At 69.0% G+C, this 17,165-nt stretch carries 16 protein-coding genes; 5 read left to right on the top strand and 11 right to left on the bottom strand.

Going from position 1 to position 17,165, the window contains the following annotated elements:
- Positions 1 to 4 precede the first annotated feature (4 nt).
- From H7U20_RS19825 to H7U20_RS19875, 11 genes are read right to left on the bottom strand one after another with little or no spacing between them, the layout of a single operon-like run.
- Positions 5 to 1,900, bottom strand: a complete 1,896-nt coding sequence (locus H7U20_RS19825; protein ID WP_199760865.1) for an XrtA/PEP-CTERM system amidotransferase — start codon at positions 1,898 to 1,900, stop codon at positions 5 to 7.
- The gene (locus tag H7U20_RS19830; protein WP_199760866.1) at positions 1,888 to 3,108 is read right to left on the bottom strand and encodes a TIGR03088 family PEP-CTERM/XrtA system glycosyltransferase; all 1,221 of its coding nucleotides are present in this window, start codon (positions 3,106 to 3,108) and stop codon (positions 1,888 to 1,890) included. The genes H7U20_RS19825 and H7U20_RS19830 overlap by 13 nt, the downstream gene beginning before the upstream one ends.
- The gene (locus H7U20_RS19835) at positions 3,105 to 3,320 is read right to left on the bottom strand and encodes a hypothetical protein (protein WP_199760867.1); all 216 of its coding nucleotides are present in this window, start codon (positions 3,318 to 3,320) and stop codon (positions 3,105 to 3,107) included. Before H7U20_RS19835 ends, H7U20_RS19830 begins: the two co-directional genes overlap by 4 nt.
- Positions 3,317 to 4,585: a TIGR03087 family PEP-CTERM/XrtA system glycosyltransferase gene (locus H7U20_RS19840; protein ID WP_370593200.1), complete on the bottom strand. Its 1,269-nt coding sequence runs from the start codon at positions 4,583 to 4,585 to the stop codon at positions 3,317 to 3,319. The genes H7U20_RS19835 and H7U20_RS19840 overlap by 4 nt, the downstream gene beginning before the upstream one ends.
- The gene (locus H7U20_RS19845) at positions 4,582 to 5,679 is read right to left on the bottom strand and encodes a FemAB family XrtA/PEP-CTERM system-associated protein (protein WP_199760868.1); all 1,098 of its coding nucleotides are present in this window, start codon (positions 5,677 to 5,679) and stop codon (positions 4,582 to 4,584) included. The genes H7U20_RS19840 and H7U20_RS19845 overlap by 4 nt, the downstream gene beginning before the upstream one ends.
- Positions 5,676 to 6,581 carry an XrtA system polysaccharide deacetylase gene (locus H7U20_RS19850; RefSeq protein WP_199760869.1) on the bottom strand — a complete coding sequence of 302 codons (906 nt, stop codon included), beginning with the start codon at positions 6,579 to 6,581 and terminating at the stop codon, positions 5,676 to 5,678. The genes H7U20_RS19845 and H7U20_RS19850 overlap by 4 nt, the downstream gene beginning before the upstream one ends.
- Positions 6,571 to 7,734 (bottom strand): non-hydrolyzing UDP-N-acetylglucosamine 2-epimerase, encoded by a 1,164-nt coding sequence (gene wecB, locus H7U20_RS19855; protein WP_199760870.1) that lies wholly within the window; start codon positions 7,732 to 7,734, stop codon positions 6,571 to 6,573. The genes H7U20_RS19850 and wecB overlap by 11 nt, the downstream gene beginning before the upstream one ends.
- A 4-nt stretch (positions 7,735 to 7,738) precedes the next feature.
- A complete protein-coding gene (locus H7U20_RS19860) occupies positions 7,739 to 8,755 on the bottom strand; it encodes an XrtA/PEP-CTERM system-associated ATPase (RefSeq protein ID WP_199760871.1) in 1,017 nt (338 codons plus the stop codon).
- A 16-nt stretch (positions 8,756 to 8,771) separates the two neighbouring features.
- Entirely contained in the window at positions 8,772 to 10,382 is a 1,611-nt protein-coding gene (locus H7U20_RS19865; protein WP_199760872.1) for a TIGR03016 family PEP-CTERM system-associated outer membrane protein, read from the bottom strand.
- Complete coding sequence (locus tag H7U20_RS19870) at positions 10,363 to 11,295, bottom strand: XrtA-associated tyrosine autokinase (protein WP_199760873.1); 933 nt, start codon at positions 11,293 to 11,295, stop codon at positions 10,363 to 10,365. Before H7U20_RS19870 ends, H7U20_RS19865 begins: the two co-directional genes overlap by 20 nt.
- A gap of 29 nt (positions 11,296 to 11,324) precedes the next feature.
- Positions 11,325 to 12,860 carry an XrtA system polysaccharide chain length determinant gene (locus H7U20_RS19875; RefSeq protein ID WP_199760874.1) on the bottom strand — a complete coding sequence of 512 codons (1,536 nt, stop codon included), beginning with the start codon at positions 12,858 to 12,860 and terminating at the stop codon, positions 11,325 to 11,327.
- Positions 12,861 to 13,202: 342 nt separating this feature from the next.
- On the opposite strand from H7U20_RS19875, the gene H7U20_RS19880 reads away from it, so the two are divergent.
- The 5 genes from H7U20_RS19880 (at position 13,203) to H7U20_RS19900 (ending at position 16,994) form a co-directional block, all read left to right on the top strand.
- A complete protein-coding gene (locus H7U20_RS19880; protein ID WP_199760875.1) occupies positions 13,203 to 13,835 on the top strand; it encodes an XrtA/PEP-CTERM system exopolysaccharide export protein in 633 nt (210 codons plus the stop codon).
- A gap of 211 nt (positions 13,836 to 14,046) precedes the next feature.
- Positions 14,047 to 14,625 carry a hypothetical protein gene (locus H7U20_RS19885; protein ID WP_199760876.1) on the top strand — a complete coding sequence of 193 codons (579 nt, stop codon included), beginning with the start codon at positions 14,047 to 14,049 and terminating at the stop codon, positions 14,623 to 14,625.
- A gap of 37 nt (positions 14,626 to 14,662) precedes the next feature.
- Positions 14,663 to 14,950, top strand: coding sequence for an HPr-rel-A system PqqD family peptide chaperone (locus H7U20_RS19890; RefSeq protein ID WP_233410945.1), 288 nt, complete (start codon positions 14,663 to 14,665; stop codon positions 14,948 to 14,950).
- Positions 14,944 to 15,903 carry an HprK-related kinase A gene (locus H7U20_RS19895; protein WP_199760878.1) on the top strand — a complete coding sequence of 320 codons (960 nt, stop codon included), beginning with the start codon at positions 14,944 to 14,946 and terminating at the stop codon, positions 15,901 to 15,903. Before H7U20_RS19890 ends, H7U20_RS19895 begins: the two co-directional genes overlap by 7 nt.
- The gene (locus tag H7U20_RS19900) at positions 15,900 to 16,994 is read left to right on the top strand and encodes a nucleotidyltransferase domain-containing protein (protein ID WP_199760879.1); all 1,095 of its coding nucleotides are present in this window, start codon (positions 15,900 to 15,902) and stop codon (positions 16,992 to 16,994) included. The genes H7U20_RS19895 and H7U20_RS19900 overlap by 4 nt, the downstream gene beginning before the upstream one ends.
- Positions 16,995 to 17,165: the final 171 nt, after the last annotated feature.

The following is a 17,165-nucleotide window of genomic DNA, read 5'->3' on the forward strand; positions in this document are numbered from 1 at the left end:
TCGTTCATGCCGCCGCCTCCTTGCGCAGGAAGGCCTCGAACATCAGCAGGCTCCAGATCGGCGCGCTGTAGTCGCGCCGGCCGGACTCGTGGTGTTCGACCATCTCGCTCAGGTAGGCGCGGTTGAAGATGCCGGCGTCGGCCAGCACGGGGCCGAGCAGCGCGCTGCGCATGCGCTCACGCAGCGGGCCACGGAACCAGGCGGCCAGCGGCACGGAAAAACCCATCTTTTTCCGGTACAGGATTTCCTGCGGCAGATGCGCCTCCAGGCTCTTCTTGAACACGTACTTGCCCTCGCCGCCGTTCAGCTTCATCTCCGGCGGCAGGCCGGAAACCCACTCGACCAGTTGGTGGTCGAGCAGCGGCACGCGCACTTCCAGCGCGTGGGCCATGCTGGCGCGGTCGACCTTGGTCAGGATGTCGCCCGGCAGATAGGTCTTCAGATCGAGATACTGCAGCAGCGACAGCGGGTCCTGGGTCGGCGAGCGGCGCGCGTGGGCCTGCATCACCTCGACGGCGCGGTAGCCCTGCAGCTTCTGCTGGAAGGGTTTGCTGAACAACTGGGCGCGCATCTGGTCGCTCATCAGCGAGACGCCGTGGAAGTAGGCCTCCACCAAGCCGCGCGACAGCGCCTCGAAGGTGGTCTTGGCGCGGAACACGCGCGGCGCCCAGTCGGCCTTCGGATAGTATTTGCCCAGCGTGCCGAACACCGAGCGGCGCAGCGCCAGCGGGATGCGGCCGCGCACCGCGTGTTCGGCCATGGCGTAGCGGTAGCGCCGGTAGCCGGCGAAGTTCTCGTCGCCGCCGTCGCCCGACAGCGCCACCGTGACGCGGCGCCGGGCCAGTTGGCAGACCCGGTAGGTGGGGATGGCCGAGCTGTCGGCGAAGGGCTCGTCGTACAGGTCGGCCAAGGTGTCGAGCAGGCTGTAGTCGTCGGTGTCGACGGTGTCGGCGTGGTGGGCGGTGCGATACAACTGGGCCACTTGGGCGGCGTGGGCCGACTCGTCGAAGGCCTTGTCGTTGAAGGCGATCGAGCAGGTGTTGACCGGCTGGTCGCTGAGCCCGGCCATCATCGCCACGATGGCGCTGGAGTCGACGCCACCGGACAGGAAGGCGCCCAACGGCACCTCGGCCACCAAGCGGATGCGCACCGCCTCGCGCAGCCGCTCGATCAACTCGCCCTGGGCGTCGCGCTGGGTCATGCCGTGGTGTAGCTTGAACGGCACGTCCCAGTAGCGCTGCGGCTGGGCCGGCGGCGCGCCGACCTGCTGCAGCAGGGTGTGGCCGGGCGCCAGCTTGAGCGCGCCCTGGTAGATGGTGCGCGGCTCGGGCACGTAGCCGAAGGCGAAGTACTCCTCGACGGCGCAGGGGTCGATGGCGCGCGGCAGGCCGGGCAGGCTGCGCAGCGCCTTCAGCTCGGAGCTGAAGGCCAGCATGCCGTCGGGTAGCATGGCGTAGAACAGCGGCTTGACGCCGAGCCGGTCGCGCGCCAGGAACAACTGGCGCTGATTGCGGTCCCACAGGCCGAAGGCGAACATGCCACGGAAGCGCTCGACGCAGGCCGCGCCCCACTGTTCCCAGGCGTGGACGATGACCTCGGTGTCGCAGCGCGTGCGGAACACGTGGCCCAGGCCCTGCAGCTCGGCCATCAACTCGCGGTAGTTGTAGATCTCGCCGTTGTAGCAGACCATCACGCTGCCGTCCTCGTTGCCCATCGGTTGCAGGCCGCTGCTCAAGTCGATCACCGACAGGCGGCGGTGGCCGAAACCCAGGCCCGGTTCGACATACACGTTGCCCTGGTCGGGGCCGCGATGGTGCTGCGTCTCGTTCATGCGGCGCAGCAGCGCCGGGTCGATGCTGCGGCCGCCACGGGTGTCCAACATGCCTACTATTCCGCACATGATTCGATTCCTTTTTTCTTCCCGGCCGCGTCCGCGACGACGTCGGCCTCGACGTGACGCAGTTGATCGTAGAGTTGCTGGTAAGCGGACACCATCGCGCCCATGCTGTAGTGGCGCAGCACCCGCTCGCGGCCGGCGGCGCCGTGGCCGGCCGCCAAGTCCGGCGCCAGCGCGTAGCGTTGCAGCGCCGCCGCCATGGCCAGCGGATCGCCGGCCGGCACCAACGTGCCGGTGACGCCCTCCTCCACCACCTCGGGAATGCCGCCGACCCGCGTGCCGACCACGGCCAGGCCGCAGGCCATCGCCTCCAGCGCGGCGCCGGGCGTGCCCTCGGCCAGCGAGGAGATGGCGAACAGGTCGAAGCCGCGCAGCAGCGCCGGCACGTCGCCGCGGGCGCCGGGCAGCCAGACCACGTCGGCCAGGCCGGCGGCGTCGACGCGGCCGCGCAGCGTCGCCAGCAGCGGGCCGTCGCCGACGATGGCCAGGCGCAGCCGGGGTGCCAACGCCGGCGCGCGCTGGCGCAGCAGCATGAAGGCGGCCAGCAGGCCGCAGTGGTCCTTGATGTCCTGGATGCGGCCGACCGTGCCGATGACGATGCAGTCGGCCGCGAAGCGGCGTGTGATTTCACCGGTGGCGCCGACGGCGCCGGCGGCGGGCTGGAAGCGCTCGGTGTCGATGCCGTTGGCCAGCAGGCGGCTGCGGGCCGGCCGCACGCCGATCACCTCGCGGCTCCAGGCCAGCATGGCGGCCGAATTGGCATAGCAGCAGTGGTAGAACGGGCGCATCAGCCGGCGCAGGAAGTTGTGCTTGCGGTTGCTGCCGTCCAGGTCGCCCAGCTCGCGGCCGTGGGCGCCGTTGACGCGCACCGGCACGCCGGCCAGCAACGCCACCGGGGCGTACTCGATGGCCGACAGGTTGTAACTGTGGAAGACGGCGGGGCGCAGCCGGCGCAACAGGCGCCACAAATGCAGATGGGTGGCCGGCGACAGGCCGGGCCGCTTGTGCAGCGCGTGCAGGCCGACCCCGGGCCGGGTGATTTTTTGCGCGAAGGCGGGACTGTAGTCGCTCAGGCAGATCACCGCGTGGCGGTAGCTGGCCGCCGGCATGCGGTTGATGCGCTCGACCAGCAGCGTCTCCATGCCGCCGCAGTCGAAACGGTAGATCAGGTGAACCACCAGCGGCACGGCTGGCACATCGGACTGCGTCATCGTAGCTCCTTGCTGAGGGCGAGGGTGGTAGCGGGCGAACTCAGTGTGGCGCCGAGAAAATCGCGCGCGGCGACCGGCGCCGCCACGCTGTTTTCATCATACGAAGAAAATACAATAATAACAACACCACTGGCGTTGCCGGTCAGAAGTTTTTGTTTTGAAAACAACAACTTCCTGTTAACTAAGGCAGGTTTTTGCCGGACGTCCATCATGCCGCCCCCGCCCCCGCCGCCCCCGCCAACGTGTGCATAGCCACGCCGTCCCGCCCGGCCGCCGGTGCCGCCGCCAGCAACGCCAGCAGGGGCGCCAGCTTGGCGCCCCAGCCGTAGTCCGCCTCGACGCGGGCGCGCGCGGCGCGGCCCATGCCGGCTTGCGGATGGGCCAGCGCCTGGCAGACGGCGCTGGCGAAGGCGGCCGGCTCGGCGGCCAGCAGCAACTCGCTGCCCGGCGTGGCGACGATGCCCTCCAGCGCCTGCGGCGTCAGCACCACGGTGCGCGCCATCGCCATCGCCTCCAGCACCTTGTTCTGGATGCCGCGCGCCACCCGCAGCGGCGCCACCGCCAGCTCGGCGTGCTGTAGATACGGCCGCACGTCGGGCACGGTGCCGCTGACGCTGACGCCGTCCAACTTGGCCAGCGCCAGCACGGCCGGGGTCGGCCGCGCGCCGACGATGTGGAAGCGCACCGCCGGCTGTTCGCGCCGCACCAGCGGCAGGATCTCGCGGGCGAACCACTCGACCGCGTCGACGTTGGGCCAGTAGTCCATCGCGCCGGTGAACACCACGGCGCGCTGGCCGGGCGGATACGGGTTGACGCTGTCGAGCTGGGGCGCGAAATAGACCGTGTCGACGCCGTTGTTGAAGTGGCCGATGTGGCCGGCGCTCTCCGGCGCCAGCTGGGCGAACAGCGCGGCCTCCTCGCGCGAGACGAACAAGGCGGCGTCGCTGCGGGCCGCCACGGCGCGCTCGTAGCGCAGCAGGCGGCTGGCCTCGTAGCGGTACAACTGGCTGGCCGGCCAGCGTTTCTTCTCGGCGTACTGGCGCCACTTGTCCGAGTCGACGTCACAGAAGTCGATCACACTGCGCAAGCCGGCCGCCTGCGGCACGTACTGCGCCATCGGCGCAGAGAACACCACGACGCGGCCGATATTGCGCTCGGCCATGGTGGCGGCGACCCAGGCGCGCATCCGGCGATCGCTATAGAAGTCGAGCGACAGCGCGCGGTTGGCCAGCAGCGCGCGCAGGCCGCGCAGCCGGCCGCGCAACGGCGACAGGGGCAGGAAATTGGCCGAGGCGCACAGCGCCCGCACCTGCGGCACGTGCCGCCAGTCGTCGGCGTCGTCGATGAAGGTGCCCAGGTGGACGCGGTAGTGCTGCGTCAATTGGCGCAGCAGGTGGTAGGAGCGGATCTTGTCGCCCTTGTTGGGGGGATATGGCATGCGGTGCACCAGCAACAGCAACTCGTCCATCTGCGTCATCCCAGGTCCTTGACTATATAAGGACCGATAAAGTTCGCCAACCCCAGCGGCAGGCGGCGCCAGAGCTTGATCATCAACTGGTACTTCGGATTCAGCGGATTGACGTCCGGCAGCGCGCGCGAGGCGTGCAACTGGTAGGCGTAGGGCAGCGGCGTGGCCTCGAAGCCCCAGTTGTGCTTGAAGTCGTAGGCGCCGGTGCCGCGCTTGCTGCGGCCGAAGTCGAACAGGCGGCAGCCGCGCGCGGCGGCGGCCTGCATCAAGTTCCAGTACATGAAGTCGTTGCCGGCCACCTCGCGCGCCAGCGGCATGCCGCCGCCGTAGTAAGGCAGCACCTCGTCGCGGAAGAAGAAACTGAGCACGCCGCCGACCAGGTCGTCGCCGCGCACGATGCTGCGCACCTCGCAGTCGTCGCCGAAGACCTGCTTGAGCAGGGCGAAATAGCGCTTGGAGAACACCGGCGTGCCGAGCCGGTGCACGCTGTTCGAATAGGCGGTGAAGAAGCGCTCGACGTCCTGTTCGACCACGCCCCGCAGGCCGCACTTGATACCCTTGCGCACCATGGCGCGCTGCTTGCGCGGGATCGCGTTCATATTCGTCTCGTCGTCGGCGACGATGGCCTTGCGGAAGGTGACATACAAGTCGCTGCCGTGCCAGTCGGCGCCGGCGCACGGCACGGCGTTCAAATGGCGATACTCCAGGTGGCCGGCGCCCAGTTCCTTGGCCAACCGTTGCGCGGCCTGGTCGAGCATGGCGCGGGCCGGCTCGGACAACGCCGCCACGCCGCCGTAGACGCAGAACGGCAGCGCCGCCAGCGAGTGGCCGAACAGCCGGCTCTTGATCTGCGCCAGCGGCAGCACGCCCTGGATATGGCCGTCCTGCTCGACATAATAGAACCAGGTGCGGTGGCCGAATTCCTGCTCGATCACCTGCTGCCAACCGGCGCGGTGGAAAAAGCTCGCCTCGGGGCAGCGCTGCACGAAGGCGTCCCAGCGCAGCCGGTCGCCCGGCTGCATCAACTGCAGGTGTAGACGCTCGGCGCCGCCCGCCGGCGCGGCATCCAAGCGCGCCGACGGCGCATCCATCATCATGTTCATGCCTTCTCCAAGAAAATGCGGTCCATCCGGTCCCAGGCGAAATCGCGCGTCAGCGCACGGATCCGCCCCTCCATGCGTGCAATGTTGACGTAGTGGCGGAAGCGCGTCTTGACGCCGGCGAGGTGTTGGCGCGGTTGACCGGTGTCAAGCTCCCAGGGATGGAAGTAGAAGATCGCCGCTTGGCCGTCGTGTTGGTTGACGCGGCGCATCAGCCGGCGCGACAACGCGTAGGGCAGCAGGCGGAAGTAGCCGCCGCCGCCGACCGGAAGGTTGCGATTAAGCAACCTCACCGTGCTGATCGGCACCTCCAGCAGGCCGTCCGGGCCGTTCGGCCGGAAGGCGAAACGGGGCGCCTGCGGCATGCCGTAGTGGTCGTGGCTGATCGGGTAGATGCTCGAACTGTAGCGGTAGCCGGCCTGCTGCAGCTCGTCGAGCGCCCACAGGTTGGCGGCGCCGATCGAAAAGCTGGGGGCGCGGTAGCCGAGCACGGGCCGGCCGGCCAGGTCCTCCAGGATCGCCTTGCTGCGGCGGATATCCTCGCCGAAGGCGGCGCGGTCCTGGTCGCTGGCGCGCAGGTGGGCGTAGCCGTGGCTGGCCAGCTCGTGGCCGGCGTCGACGATGCGCCCGACCATGGCCGGGTAGCGCTCGGCGATCCAGCCCAGGGTGAAGAAGGTGGCGCTGGCGCCGCCCTCGGCCAGGATGGCCAGGATGCGTTCGATGTTGGCCTCGACCCGGCATTCGCGCTGCGGCCAGCTGTCCGGCGTGATGAAGGGGGCGAAGGCCGACACCTGGAAGTAGTCCTCGACGTCGATGGTCATCGCGTTGCGGATGGGCGCGGGCGGCCGGCCGGCGGGCGCCGCGTCGGCCCGGCCGGCGCCGGACGCGCCAGCCTCAGCCGCCATGACCGCCTCCACGGCGCCGCTCCAGCCAGTCGAGCAGGATGGCGGCGATGCGCACGGCGGCCTGGCCGTCCCAGTAGCGCGGCTGGCGGCCGCGCTTGCCGCCGTCGGCCAACAGCGCCGCGTGCAGCGCCAGGATGCGCGCCGGGTCGGTGCCGGCGATGGTGTTGGTGCCCTGCTCGACGGTGATCGGCCGCTCGGTGTTCTCGCGCAGCGTGATGCAGGGCACGCCGAGCGCCGTGGTCTCCTCCTGGATGCCGCCGGAGTCGGTCAGCACCAGGCGGGCGTCCTTCATCAGGCCGAGCATCTCCAGGTAGCCCATCGGCGGCAGCGGCAGGATGGCGGCGGCGTCGAGCCGGCCGCCCAGGCCGAAACGCTCGATGGCGGCGCGGGTGCGCGGATGCACGGGGAACATCAGCGGCGTGCTGGCGCCGATCCGCAGCGCCGTGTCGAGCAGCGCGGCCAGCGTCTCGGCCTGGTCGACGTTGCTGGGCCGGTGCAGCGTCAGCACGCCGTAGCCGCCCTCGCCCGCGCCGAAACCGGGCCGGCCGTGCTGCTCGGCCAGGGTGGCGGCCGACACCGCGCGCGGCAGGTTGTGCAGCAGCGTGTCGATCATCACGTTGCCGACGAAGTGGATGCGTTCGGCGGCGACGCCCTCGCGGCGCAGGTTGTCGGCGGCGCTCTCCTCGGTGGTGAACAACAGGTCGGACAGCTGGTCGGTCAGCACCCGGTTGATCTCCTCGGGCATGGCGCGGTCGCCGCTGCGCAGGCCGGCCTCGACGTGGACCACGGCGATGCCCTTCTTGGCCGCCACCAGCGCGCAGGCCAGCGTCGAATTGACGTCGCCGACCACCAGCAGCGCGTCCGGCGCGTACTGGTCGAGCACCTTCTCGACGCGCAGCATCACCTCGGCGGTCTGCGCGGCGTGGCTGCCGGAGCCGACCTCCAGGTTGTCGTCCGGCGCCGGGATGCCGAGCGCCTCGAAGTACTGGCTGTTCATCGCCACGTCGTAGTGCTGGCCGGTGTGCAGCAGGCGCGCCTCGACGGCCGGCGCGTGCGCCTTCAGCGCCGTCAGGATCGGGGCGATCTTCATGAAGTTGGGGCGGGCGCCGACCACGCAGAGGATGCGCAGCGGCGGGTGCTGGATTGCGGTCATGGTGTCACTCCAGATTGTCGACGGATAGATTGGCCACGGCCTGGCCGCGGACGATCTTTTTCAATACGCTGAGCACCGAGCCGAGCGTCTTCTCCAGCCGCAGGATGCGCTCGTCGAGCAGCGCCGGGTACTGGTTGGAGAAGATCGCCGTCTCGCCCTCGTCGAGGGCGACGGCGGCGAGGCCCTCGGGCTGGGCCGGCTGGCCGAACTCCTGCTCGATGTCCTGCACCACGATCTGCACCTCGGCCGCCGTGAAGTGGCGGATCTCTTCGAGGAAACCCATCAGCAGCAGGCGGTCGCACAGGTGGTTGGTCTTGCGCGGGATGCCGCCGCTGTAGGCGTAGATGGCGGCCTGGGCGTCGGCGGTGAAGGACAGCTTGTCATCGTGCCAGCCGACCGTGTGCAGGCGGTGTTCGACGTAGGACCGGGTGTCGGCCGGGTCCATCGGCCCCAGGTGGTAGCTGGCGATGACGCGCTGGCGCAGCTGCTGCATGTCCTGCCGGTGCAGGGTGACGCGGAACTCCGGTTGGCCGAGCAGGAAGGTCTGCAGCAGCGACTCGCTGTCGGTCTGGAAGTTCGACAGCATGCGCAGCTCCTCGACCACCCGTGGCGTCAGGTTCTGCGCCTCGTCGATGACCAGCAGCGCGCGCCGGCCCTGGGCGCCGCAGCCGCGCAGGAAGGTCTCCAGCCGGGCCAGGATCACCGGCTTGCTGGCGCCGTCCTCGCAGGGCAGGCCGAAGCAGCTGGCCACCATGCGCAAGGTGTCGTCGCAATTGAGCTGGGTGTTGACGATGTGGGCGACGACGAAGCCGTCCGACTCGATCTGCTGGAACAGCGTGCGCACCAGCGTGGTCTTGCCGGCGCCGATCTCGCCGGTGACGACGATGAAGCCCTCGCCCTGCGCCAGGCCGTACTCGAGGTAGGCCATGGCGCGCGTGTGGCCTTTGCTGCCGAAGAAGAAGTGGGGATCGGGCCGCAGGCTGAAGGGCCGTCCGCTGAGTCCGTAGTATGTCTCGTACATCGCTGGTGCGCTCCGCTTATAACTTCAGTGAGAGTGAGAGCGCCACGGCGTTCTCGGTGTAGGCGCCGCTGCCCGACAGGCCGTCGCCATGGACGCGGCGCAGCTCGACGTTGCCGCTCAGGCGCGGCTGGAACTGGCGGCTGAGCTGCAGGCGCAGGCTGCGCTGGCGGCTGCCCAGGCCGGTCGAGAGCGAACGGGTGTTGCCGATGTCGGCGCTCAGGGTGGCGCCGAAGCGCGACGACGGGTGCCAGTTCAGCGCCACGCTGGCGCCGCGCTGGCGGGTGTCGTCGTTGATGGTTTCGTTGCTGCTGCCGAGCAGCGCGCTGTCGCTCTGCCGCGCCGACAGGGCGCTGCGCCGCGTGTCGTACACGCTGAACATGGTGATGGTGCGCGCCGTGTTCAGGCCGACCGAGGCCTGCAACTGCTTCTGCAGGCTGTAGCGGTTGCTGAAGTAGTTGACGCTGGTGGCCAGCGAGCGCGGCAGGCTGTTGGCGCGGATGTAGGCCTCGACCGCCTGCGCGCGCAGCAGCGGATCGCTGATCGTCGCCGACATCAGCCGGTTCAGCATGTCGGCCGTGCTGACGGCGGCCGGCAGCAGGAACTGCGAGCGGCTGGTGGTGACCGAGTCGTCGTAGTGGACGCTCCAGACGGTGTTGCGGCTGCGGTGCTGCAGCGCCAGGCTGTTGCTGGCGCCGTAGTAGCGGCCGCCGTGACTGAGTTGCAGGCTGCTGCGCTGGGTCGGCGTCCAACGCAGGCCGGTGCTCCAGGAGCGGCCCTGGCTGACGCCGCCCAGGCCGTAGTCCAGCTTGTCGTAACCCAGGCCCAGGCTCAGGTTGAGGCTGGGCGCGACGCCGTAGTTGAGCGAGCCGTTGGCGCCGCTGCTGCTCGAATCGGGCGCCACGCTGTCATGCTGGCGCTGTTTGCTCAGCTGCAGTCCCCAGCCCAGGCTGCGCAAGGCCGGGCCGCTGGCCAGGCTGGCGAACAGATTGTCCGACTGGCTGCGGCCGAAGGCGGCGTTGTTGGAGTCCACCTGGTCGCGCGTGTAACGCAGTTCCAGGTCGGCGCCGACGCCCAGGCGGCGCCGCAAATAGGGGCTGATGCTGATGGTGCGCACCTCGTTGCGGTTGACCGTGCTGTAGCCCTGGTCGCTGAGCTGCGGGCCGAAGGCCGAGGTGCTCTGCTGACTGATGGAAGCGGCGCTGTCGAGGAACAACCAGTCCTCGATCAGGCGCGCGTTGGCGCTGGCCTGCAGTTGGCTCTGGTGGCGCTGGCTGTTGGCGTCGTCGCCGCCGCCGGTGTAGAAGTGCAGCTGGTAGGCCATTTTCAGGTTCAGCCGGGCGGTCTGCTCGCTGAGGCTGAAGCCGGGCGCCGCCTCCTCCACCACGCGGCCGTGGGCACGCTCGGGCGGCGCCATGTTGGCGTTGTCGGTGGCGCTGGCGCGCAGCTCGACGCTGGGACTGAAGACCAAGTCCGCCCGGCAGGCCGGCGCGAACAGCAGCGCCAGCACGGCCGCCAGCAAGCGCGGGCGCGGGCACGGCGGCACGGGCCGGCGCCGCGCGATGCCGACCGCAGCGGCCGGGGCGGCCGCCACGGCGCCAACCGTCGCTCTACCCATAGTGGTAGTCATAGGTTTCGGTGCCCGCGAAGTCGCGGCTCTTGTTGTAGATCAGGCTGACGTTGTCGCAGCCCTCGAGACGGCGCAGGCCCTCCAGCACGGCGTGCTGGGTGGTCTGCTGCGACTCGACCACCACCACGATCTGGCCCATGTGGCCGGCCAGCACGCGCGCCTCGCTGGTCAACAGCAGCGGCGGCGAGTCGAAGATGATGATGCGGTCCGGGTAGCGCTGGGCGATCTCCAGCACCAGCGCCTTCATGCTCTGGCTGGCCAGCAGCTCGGTGGCGCGCAGGTTGGCGGTGCCGGCCGGCAGGATGCTGAGGGTGTTGACGTTGGTGCGCAACATCACGTCGGCCAGGTCAAGGCTGTCGTCGAGCAGCAGGTCCATCAGGCCCGGCTGCGGCGGCAGGCCGAGCGCCTTCAGCACCGAGGGCCGGGCGACATCGGCGTCGATCAGCAGCACGGTGTGGTCGAGCTCCATGGCGATGCTCATCGCCAGGTTGATCGAGCAGTAGGTCTTGCCCTCGCCCGCCAGCGCGCTGGTGATCATCACCAGATTGCTGGGCAGGACGGCGGTGCCGCCGGGGAAGGCCTTTTTCAATATGGGGCGCTTGATGACGCGGAAGTCCTCGACCAGCAGGGTGCGGCCGCCGGCCACGGTGATCAGGCCGCGCTCCTGCATGCGCGCCAGATCCAGTTCGACCTCGCGGGTGCGCCGCGTTGGCGCGCTTGGCATGCTTGGCGTTGGCGTTGGCGTTGGCGTTGGCGCAGGCGCAGGCGGCATGGCCGTGGCCGTGGCCGCGCCGTGTCCCTCGTCGCGCAGCGGGCCGGCGCCGGCCGTACTCTCGGCCGCGCGCGCCAGCGCCGGCCCGCGCTCCTGTCGACCGTGCTCGATCCGCCCCGCCGCTTTTTCGATAATGCTCATGCTGTCCTCACACTGCTGCGTTGGTTCGGCTACAAGGAAGGGCGGAGGATGGCCAGGCCGATCACTCCGCAATAGGTGCTCACCAGCGAGAGCACCGCCAGCCCGAAGGCGTACAGGCGGCGGCGCCGCTTGACCGTCTCGGCCTGGGTCCAGTTCATGTTGACGCTGCCCAGCACCGGCAGGCCGCTGACCTCGCGCAGGCTGTGCTGGCTGAGGAAGGTCGGCCGGATCTGGCTCATCAGCAGCGCGCCGCCGACGCCGGCCACCAGCGCCGCCGCCAGCACCATGGCGTACAAGCGCGGCCGGTTCGGGCCGGCCGGCGTCAGCGGCACGCTGGGCGGATCGATGACGCGGAAGCTCATCATGTCGGTCGCCGAGCTCAGGTCGCCCGACAGCTTGGCCGCCTCGCGCCGGTTGACCAGCTTCTCGTAGTTTTCCTTGTTCACCTGGTAGTCGCGGTTGAGCTGGGCCAGCTGGGCCTCGACCTCGGGCGCCGCCGTGCTCTGCGACTGCAGGCGCCCCAAGCGGGTGGCGTATTCGGCCACGCGCGCCTTCAGGCCGGCCATGCGCGCCTCCTCCACCGACAGCGCGACGTTCATCTGCTGCAGCATCGGGCTGTAGCTGGCGCCGGGGTCGGTGACGCGGGTGCGCTTGGCCTCCTCGCGCTTCTTCGCCTCGAGCTGCTCGATCAAACGCTTGGCCGAGACGATGTCCGGATGGTTCTCGGTGTATTGCAAACGCAGGCCGTCGAGGTTCTTGTTGATGGCCGAAATGCGCGAGTCCAGCTCGGGATTGATCAGCGCCGGCTCGGTGGCGACGCCGCCGACCGGCGCCGGGTCCTCGCCGGCGATCTGCCGCTTGATGGCGTTGCGCGACATCTCGGCCTCGGTGTACTCCAGCTTGGCCTGGCTCAGATGGTCGGTCAGCTCGGCCAGCTTGCTCGAATAGTCGCTGCCCTGGCGCGGCAGCAGGCCCATGTTGCGGATCTTGAAGTCCTTCAGCGCGTTCTCGCCGGTGGCCAGCTTGTCCTCGTAGTTTTTGATCTGCTCGTCGATGAACTGCACGGCCTTCTCCGAGTCCTGCTTCTTGCCGCCGAAGCTGCCCTCGACGAAGATGGTCAGCAGCGACTGCACCACGTCCTTGCCCAGCTTGGGCTTGGGGTTGTTGTAGGAGATCGTGTAGATGTCGTCGCGCTCGGTGCCGCCGACCTTGATCTGCGCCATCAGCTCGTCGGCCAGGCGCTCGTGCTCGTTGGAACTCTTGGCCTGGACGTCGAGGTCGACCATGCGCATGACGCGCTCGACGTTGGGCCGGCTGATCAGGGTGCGGCGCATGAACATCACCTGCTGCTCGACGTTGGGCAAGGTGGTCATGCCGGCCATCAGCGGCTTGAGGATGCTTTGCGTGTCGACGTAGACCCGGGCCGAGGCCTGGTAGTCGGCCGGCAGGCGGTAGACGTAGATGCCGCCGGCGATGCCGACGATCCAACTGATCGCCACCGCATACCAACGGTACTTGGCGATCGCCTTCAAAAAGGCCAACAACATCGCTATCAATTCAGCCATCGATTCAACTCGCCAAAGTGGGGTTGGGGCATCCCGAGCGGCGCTCGTGAACGTTGTTTAAATAGCATTTCAAGACGCCTATCATACCCGAACCGGGCAATATTTGTTGTTATAAATTTATTTCAAAACTAGCATCTAATTAGCCTTCGCCACGGGCGTGCGCGGCCAAGGCCGCCCCGCCACAGGCGGCGCGGGCCGACCTGCGGAGGCGCACCGGCCCGAAAAAAAATTCTCTTTCAACAACGACCTTCGGCGGCCGGTTGTGGTATAAAATAAACATGCAAAAATGAAAACACTGCGTGCTTCCCATGCATGTTTTGCCGCCACCAGAGAGGAAATGCCATGAGGTTTGCGTCAATGAAATCGAGCTGGACGCGCCGCGCCGCGCCGCTGCTGCTGCTCGCCCTGGGTGCTTGCTCGAGCCTGCGCCAGGCGCCGCTCGAAGCGCCGGCCGCCGCCGCCGTCCCCGCCAGCGAGTACCGCATCGGTCCCGGCGACAACATCAACATCATGGTCTGGCACAATCCCGAGGTGTCGATGACGGTGCCGGTGCGGCCCGACGGCATGATCACCACGCCGCTGGTCGAAGACCTCGAAGCCAGCGGAAAAACCTCGACCCAGTTGGCGCGCGACATCGAGAAGAAGCTGGCCAAGTACCTGCAGGAACCGATGGTGACGGTGATCGTCACCGGCTTCGTCGGCATCTACTCGGAGCAGATCCGCGTCATCGGCCAGGCGGCGCGGCCGCAGGCGCTGCCCTACCGGCGCGACATGTCGCTGATGGACGTGCTGATCGCCGTCGGCGGCGTCACCGAGTTCGCCGCCGGCAACCGCGCCAGCATCATCCGCACCATCGACGGCAAACCACACAAGTTGGCGGTGCGCCTGAGCGACCTGATCCGCGAAGGCGACATCTCGGCCAACCTGCCGATGCGCCCGGGCGACGTGCTGGTGATCCCGGAGAGCTTCTTCTAGGATTTATTGCCTTGCGGAAGTGTCGGAAAACTTTACACTTTTCCGACCGGCTTCCCTGGCGCATGCCGCCGCCCCGACGCTTCCAACGCTAAGCCCTTGATTCGCAAAGGCGGTGCGGCGCAGTAACTTTCATGGCGCACATATTGCTTTGCAACACAGCACGAAGAGACGGCAGCGGCCGCTCGCGCACCGTCAATTTTTCAGGAATGGAATGGCTATGCAAGAATCGCACGACAAGCAGGAAACGCCCCCCGCGACCGGCGCCCCCGCGCTGAGCCCGGCCGGCCGGGCGCGTCGACGTCTGGCCACCGCCGGCGTGGCCGCCTCCGGCGTGCTGCTCACCGTGGCCAGCCAGCCCGGCATGGCCTGCGACATCTGCCGCTCGCCGTCGGGCTTCCTGTCCGGCGCGCTGCAGAGCCAGCACCTGCGCAACACGGTCTGCTCGGGCCGCTCGCCGGTGTACTGGAAAGGCAACGACAACTGGCCCAACCGCATCGCCAAGACCACCAAATTCAGCACCATCTTCAGTTGCACCTCCGCCAACCGCAGCTACAAGGACGCGACCCTGCAGCAGATGCTGGCCGGCCAATCCTTCGACAACCACAAGATCGGCCAGTATCTGGCGGCCGCCTACCTCAACGTGCAGGCCAAGCTGAGCAGCTTCCAGAACTTGCTGATGCTACAAACCATCTGGCAGGAATACCAGACCAAGGGCTATTACGCGCCGATCGCCGGGAAAAAATGGTACGCCTATGACATCGCCTTCTACCTGTCGGGAACCATGTCTTGAGGCCGGCGCCGCCGGCCGCAGCCGCGCCGTGTGGCGCATGAGCGTCGGCCAGTTGGCGGCCAGCCGCCACTGGGACGACGAGTTCGTGGTCTACAACAACCTGTCGGGCGACACCCACCTGCTCGGCGCCGACGCCATGCTGGTGCTACAGCGGCTGCAACAGGGCGAGGCCGACGAGGCCGCCCTGCTCGCGCTCCTGCGCGACAGCGCCGCGCCGACAACGGCAGCAGCGCCGGCCGCCGGCCACGCCGAGCTGGCCACCGAGCTGGCGCAGATGCTCGACGACCTGCGCCGCCTGGCGCTGATCGACACCACGCCATGCTGACCGTGGCCGCGCTCAGTCCGACCGAGCTGGCCGAGCGCCTAGCCGGCGACGGCCTGCACCTGCGCACCGCCGGTTTCAGCGTCTGCCTGCGCAGCGGCATCGCCAGCGTGGCGCACGGCATCGGCCTGCTGTACGCCGACTATCCACTACTGGCGGCCGACGACTTCGCCGACTTCCGCCTCAGCCTGGAACGGCCGGCCGGCGCGCGCCGCTGGTTCAAGCCGCAGGTGCGCCTGCTCTACGACGGCAACTCGCTGTTCCAGCCGCTACCGCTGGCGCAGGCCTTCCCGATGTTCGAATGGGGCCTGAACTGGTGCGTCTCCAGCCGCGCCAACGAATTCCTCATCGTCCACGCCGCCGTGGTGGAAAAGCACGGCTGCGCGGCGATCCTGCCGGCGCCGCCCGGCTCGGGCAAGAGCACGCTGTGCGCCGCCCTGGTCGGCCGCGGCGGCTGGCGCCTGCTGTCCGACGAGCTGACCCTGATCCGCCTGGGCGATGGCCGGGTGGTGCCGCTGCCGCGTCCGGTCAGCCTGAAGAACGGCTCGATCGACGTGATCCGCGACTACCTCGGCGACGCCGTGTTGAGCCCGGCGGTGCGCGACACCGTCAAGGGCACGGTGGCCCATCTGAAAGCGCCAAGCGACAGCGTGGCGCGCGCCGCCGAGACGGCGCGCCCGGCCTGGCTGCTGTTCCCCCAGTACCGCGCCGGCGCCGCCCTGCGCCTCGACGCGCTGAGCCGGGCGCAAGCCTTCATGCGCGTGGCCGGCAACAGCTTCAACTACAGCCTGCTGGGCCGCCGCGGTTTCGACGCCCTCGGCCGGGTGGTCGACGGCAGCGCCGGCTACACCTTGGAGTACGGCCAGCTCGACGACGCGCTGGCCCTGTTCGAGCGGCTGGCCGAGCAACAACTGGCCGAGCAACTGGCCGCACGGCCGGCCGAGCGCGCCGCATGAGGCGGCCGCCGCTGGTCCTGCGCGCCATGCGCCAGCCGGAACTGTGCGTCGGCCTCTGCGCCGGCGACTGGGACCTGCTGCTGCGCCAGGCCGGCGCCGCCCATCTGCTGGCCAGCCTGGCGGCCATGTTGGCCGAGCGCCAGCTGCTGGCCCAGGTGCCGGAGCGGCCGCGCGCCCACCTGGGCTGGGCGCAGGCGCTGGCCGAGCGCCACGCCCAGGCGGTGCAGTGGGAGGTGCGCGAGATCGCCCGCGCGCTGGCCGGCCTGCAGCTGCCGCTGATCCTGTTGAAGGGCGCCGCCTACGCCATGGCCGCGCTGCCCACCGCGCGCGGCCGGCTGTTCTCCGACATCGACATCCTGGTGCCGAAGGACAGCCTGGACGAGGTCGAGGCGGCGCTGATGCTGCACGGCTGGGTGGCCCAGCACCAGGACGCCTACGACCAGCGCTACTACCGCGAGTGGATGCACGAGCTGCCGCCGATGCAGCACGCGCGGCGCCAGACCTTCATCGACGTGCACCACGCCATCCTGCCGCCCACCGCCGCCGCCCGGCCCGATCCGGCGCTGCTGCGCGCGGCGGCGCGGCCGCTGCCCGGCCACGCCGGCCTGCAGACGCTGGCGCCGCTCGACCTGGTGCTGCACAGCGCCACCCACCTGTTCTACGACAGCGAATTGAGCCACGGCCTGCGCGACCTGGTCGACATCCACCGCCTGCTGCTGCAATACGGCGCCGAGGCCGGCTTCTACCAGCGCCTGGCCGAACGGGCCGCCCGCCTGCAACTGCAACGGCCGCTGTTCTACGCGCTGCGCTACAGCGCCCGGCTGCTGCACACGCCGGTGCCGGCCTATCTGAGCGACGCCGGCGCCGCCGCCGCGCCGGCCGCCTGGCGGCTGGCCCTGATGGACGCCCTGTTCAGCCGCGCCCTGCTGCCGCGCCACGCCAGTTGCGACGACGCTTGCAGCGGCGCCGCCCGCTTCCTGCTCTACATCCGCGGCAACTGGCTGCGCATGCCGCCGCTGCTGCTGACCCGCCACCTGCTGCACAAGGCCTTGCTGTCGCCCAAGGCCGAACCGGGCGCCGACCCGGCCTGAAGCGGCGGGGCGGCCAAGTCGGCCGGCGATGCCGCCGACAAACAGTGTCGGAATTCTTTACACCGGCGGCGGCCGGTGGCCAGGTACAGCATGCAAGTCATTGATTTTCATCAATAAGCGTGCCCTGGCCCAATTCCTGCTTATAGACAAGTGTTCCGGCTTCAGCGGTTC

This window comes from Rugamonas violacea, from assembly GCF_016461825.1.
In the GTDB taxonomy this organism is placed as follows: Bacteria; Pseudomonadota; Gammaproteobacteria; order Burkholderiales; family Burkholderiaceae_D; genus Rugamonas.

Bases quoted from the DNA above. Each gene is read 5' to 3' on its own strand.
- H7U20_RS19825 (WP_199760865.1), bottom strand. From the start codon at position 1,900: ATGTGCGGAATAGTAGGCATGTTGGACACCCGTGGCGGCCGCAGCATC.
- H7U20_RS19830 (WP_199760866.1), bottom strand. From the start codon at position 3,108: ATGACGCAGTCCGATGTGCCAGCCGTGCCGCTGGTGGTTCACCTGATC.
- H7U20_RS19835 (WP_199760867.1), bottom strand. From the start codon at position 3,320: ATGATGGACGTCCGGCAAAAACCTGCCTTAGTTAACAGGAAGTTGTTG.
- H7U20_RS19840 (WP_370593200.1), bottom strand. From the start codon at position 4,585: ATGACGCAGATGGACGAGTTGCTGTTGCTGGTGCACCGCATGCCATAT.
- H7U20_RS19845 (WP_199760868.1), bottom strand. From the start codon at position 5,679: ATGAACATGATGATGGATGCGCCGTCGGCGCGCTTGGATGCCGCGCCG.
- H7U20_RS19850 (WP_199760869.1), bottom strand. From the start codon at position 6,581: ATGGCGGCTGAGGCTGGCGCGTCCGGCGCCGGCCGGGCCGACGCGGCG.
- wecB (WP_199760870.1), bottom strand. From the start codon at position 7,734: ATGACCGCAATCCAGCACCCGCCGCTGCGCATCCTCTGCGTGGTCGGC.
- H7U20_RS19860 (WP_199760871.1), bottom strand. From the start codon at position 8,755: ATGTACGAGACATACTACGGACTCAGCGGACGGCCCTTCAGCCTGCGG.
- H7U20_RS19865 (WP_199760872.1), bottom strand. From the start codon at position 10,382: ATGACTACCACTATGGGTAGAGCGACGGTTGGCGCCGTGGCGGCCGCC.
- H7U20_RS19870 (WP_199760873.1), bottom strand. From the start codon at position 11,295: ATGAGCATTATCGAAAAAGCGGCGGGGCGGATCGAGCACGGTCGACAG.
- H7U20_RS19875 (WP_199760874.1), bottom strand. From the start codon at position 12,860: ATGGCTGAATTGATAGCGATGTTGTTGGCCTTTTTGAAGGCGATCGCC.
- H7U20_RS19880 (WP_199760875.1), top strand. From the start codon at position 13,203: ATGAGGTTTGCGTCAATGAAATCGAGCTGGACGCGCCGCGCCGCGCCG.
- H7U20_RS19885 (WP_199760876.1), top strand. From the start codon at position 14,047: ATGGCTATGCAAGAATCGCACGACAAGCAGGAAACGCCCCCCGCGACC.
- H7U20_RS19890 (WP_233410945.1), top strand. From the start codon at position 14,663: ATGAGCGTCGGCCAGTTGGCGGCCAGCCGCCACTGGGACGACGAGTTC.
- H7U20_RS19895 (WP_199760878.1), top strand. From the start codon at position 14,944: ATGCTGACCGTGGCCGCGCTCAGTCCGACCGAGCTGGCCGAGCGCCTA.
- H7U20_RS19900 (WP_199760879.1), top strand. From the start codon at position 15,900: ATGAGGCGGCCGCCGCTGGTCCTGCGCGCCATGCGCCAGCCGGAACTG.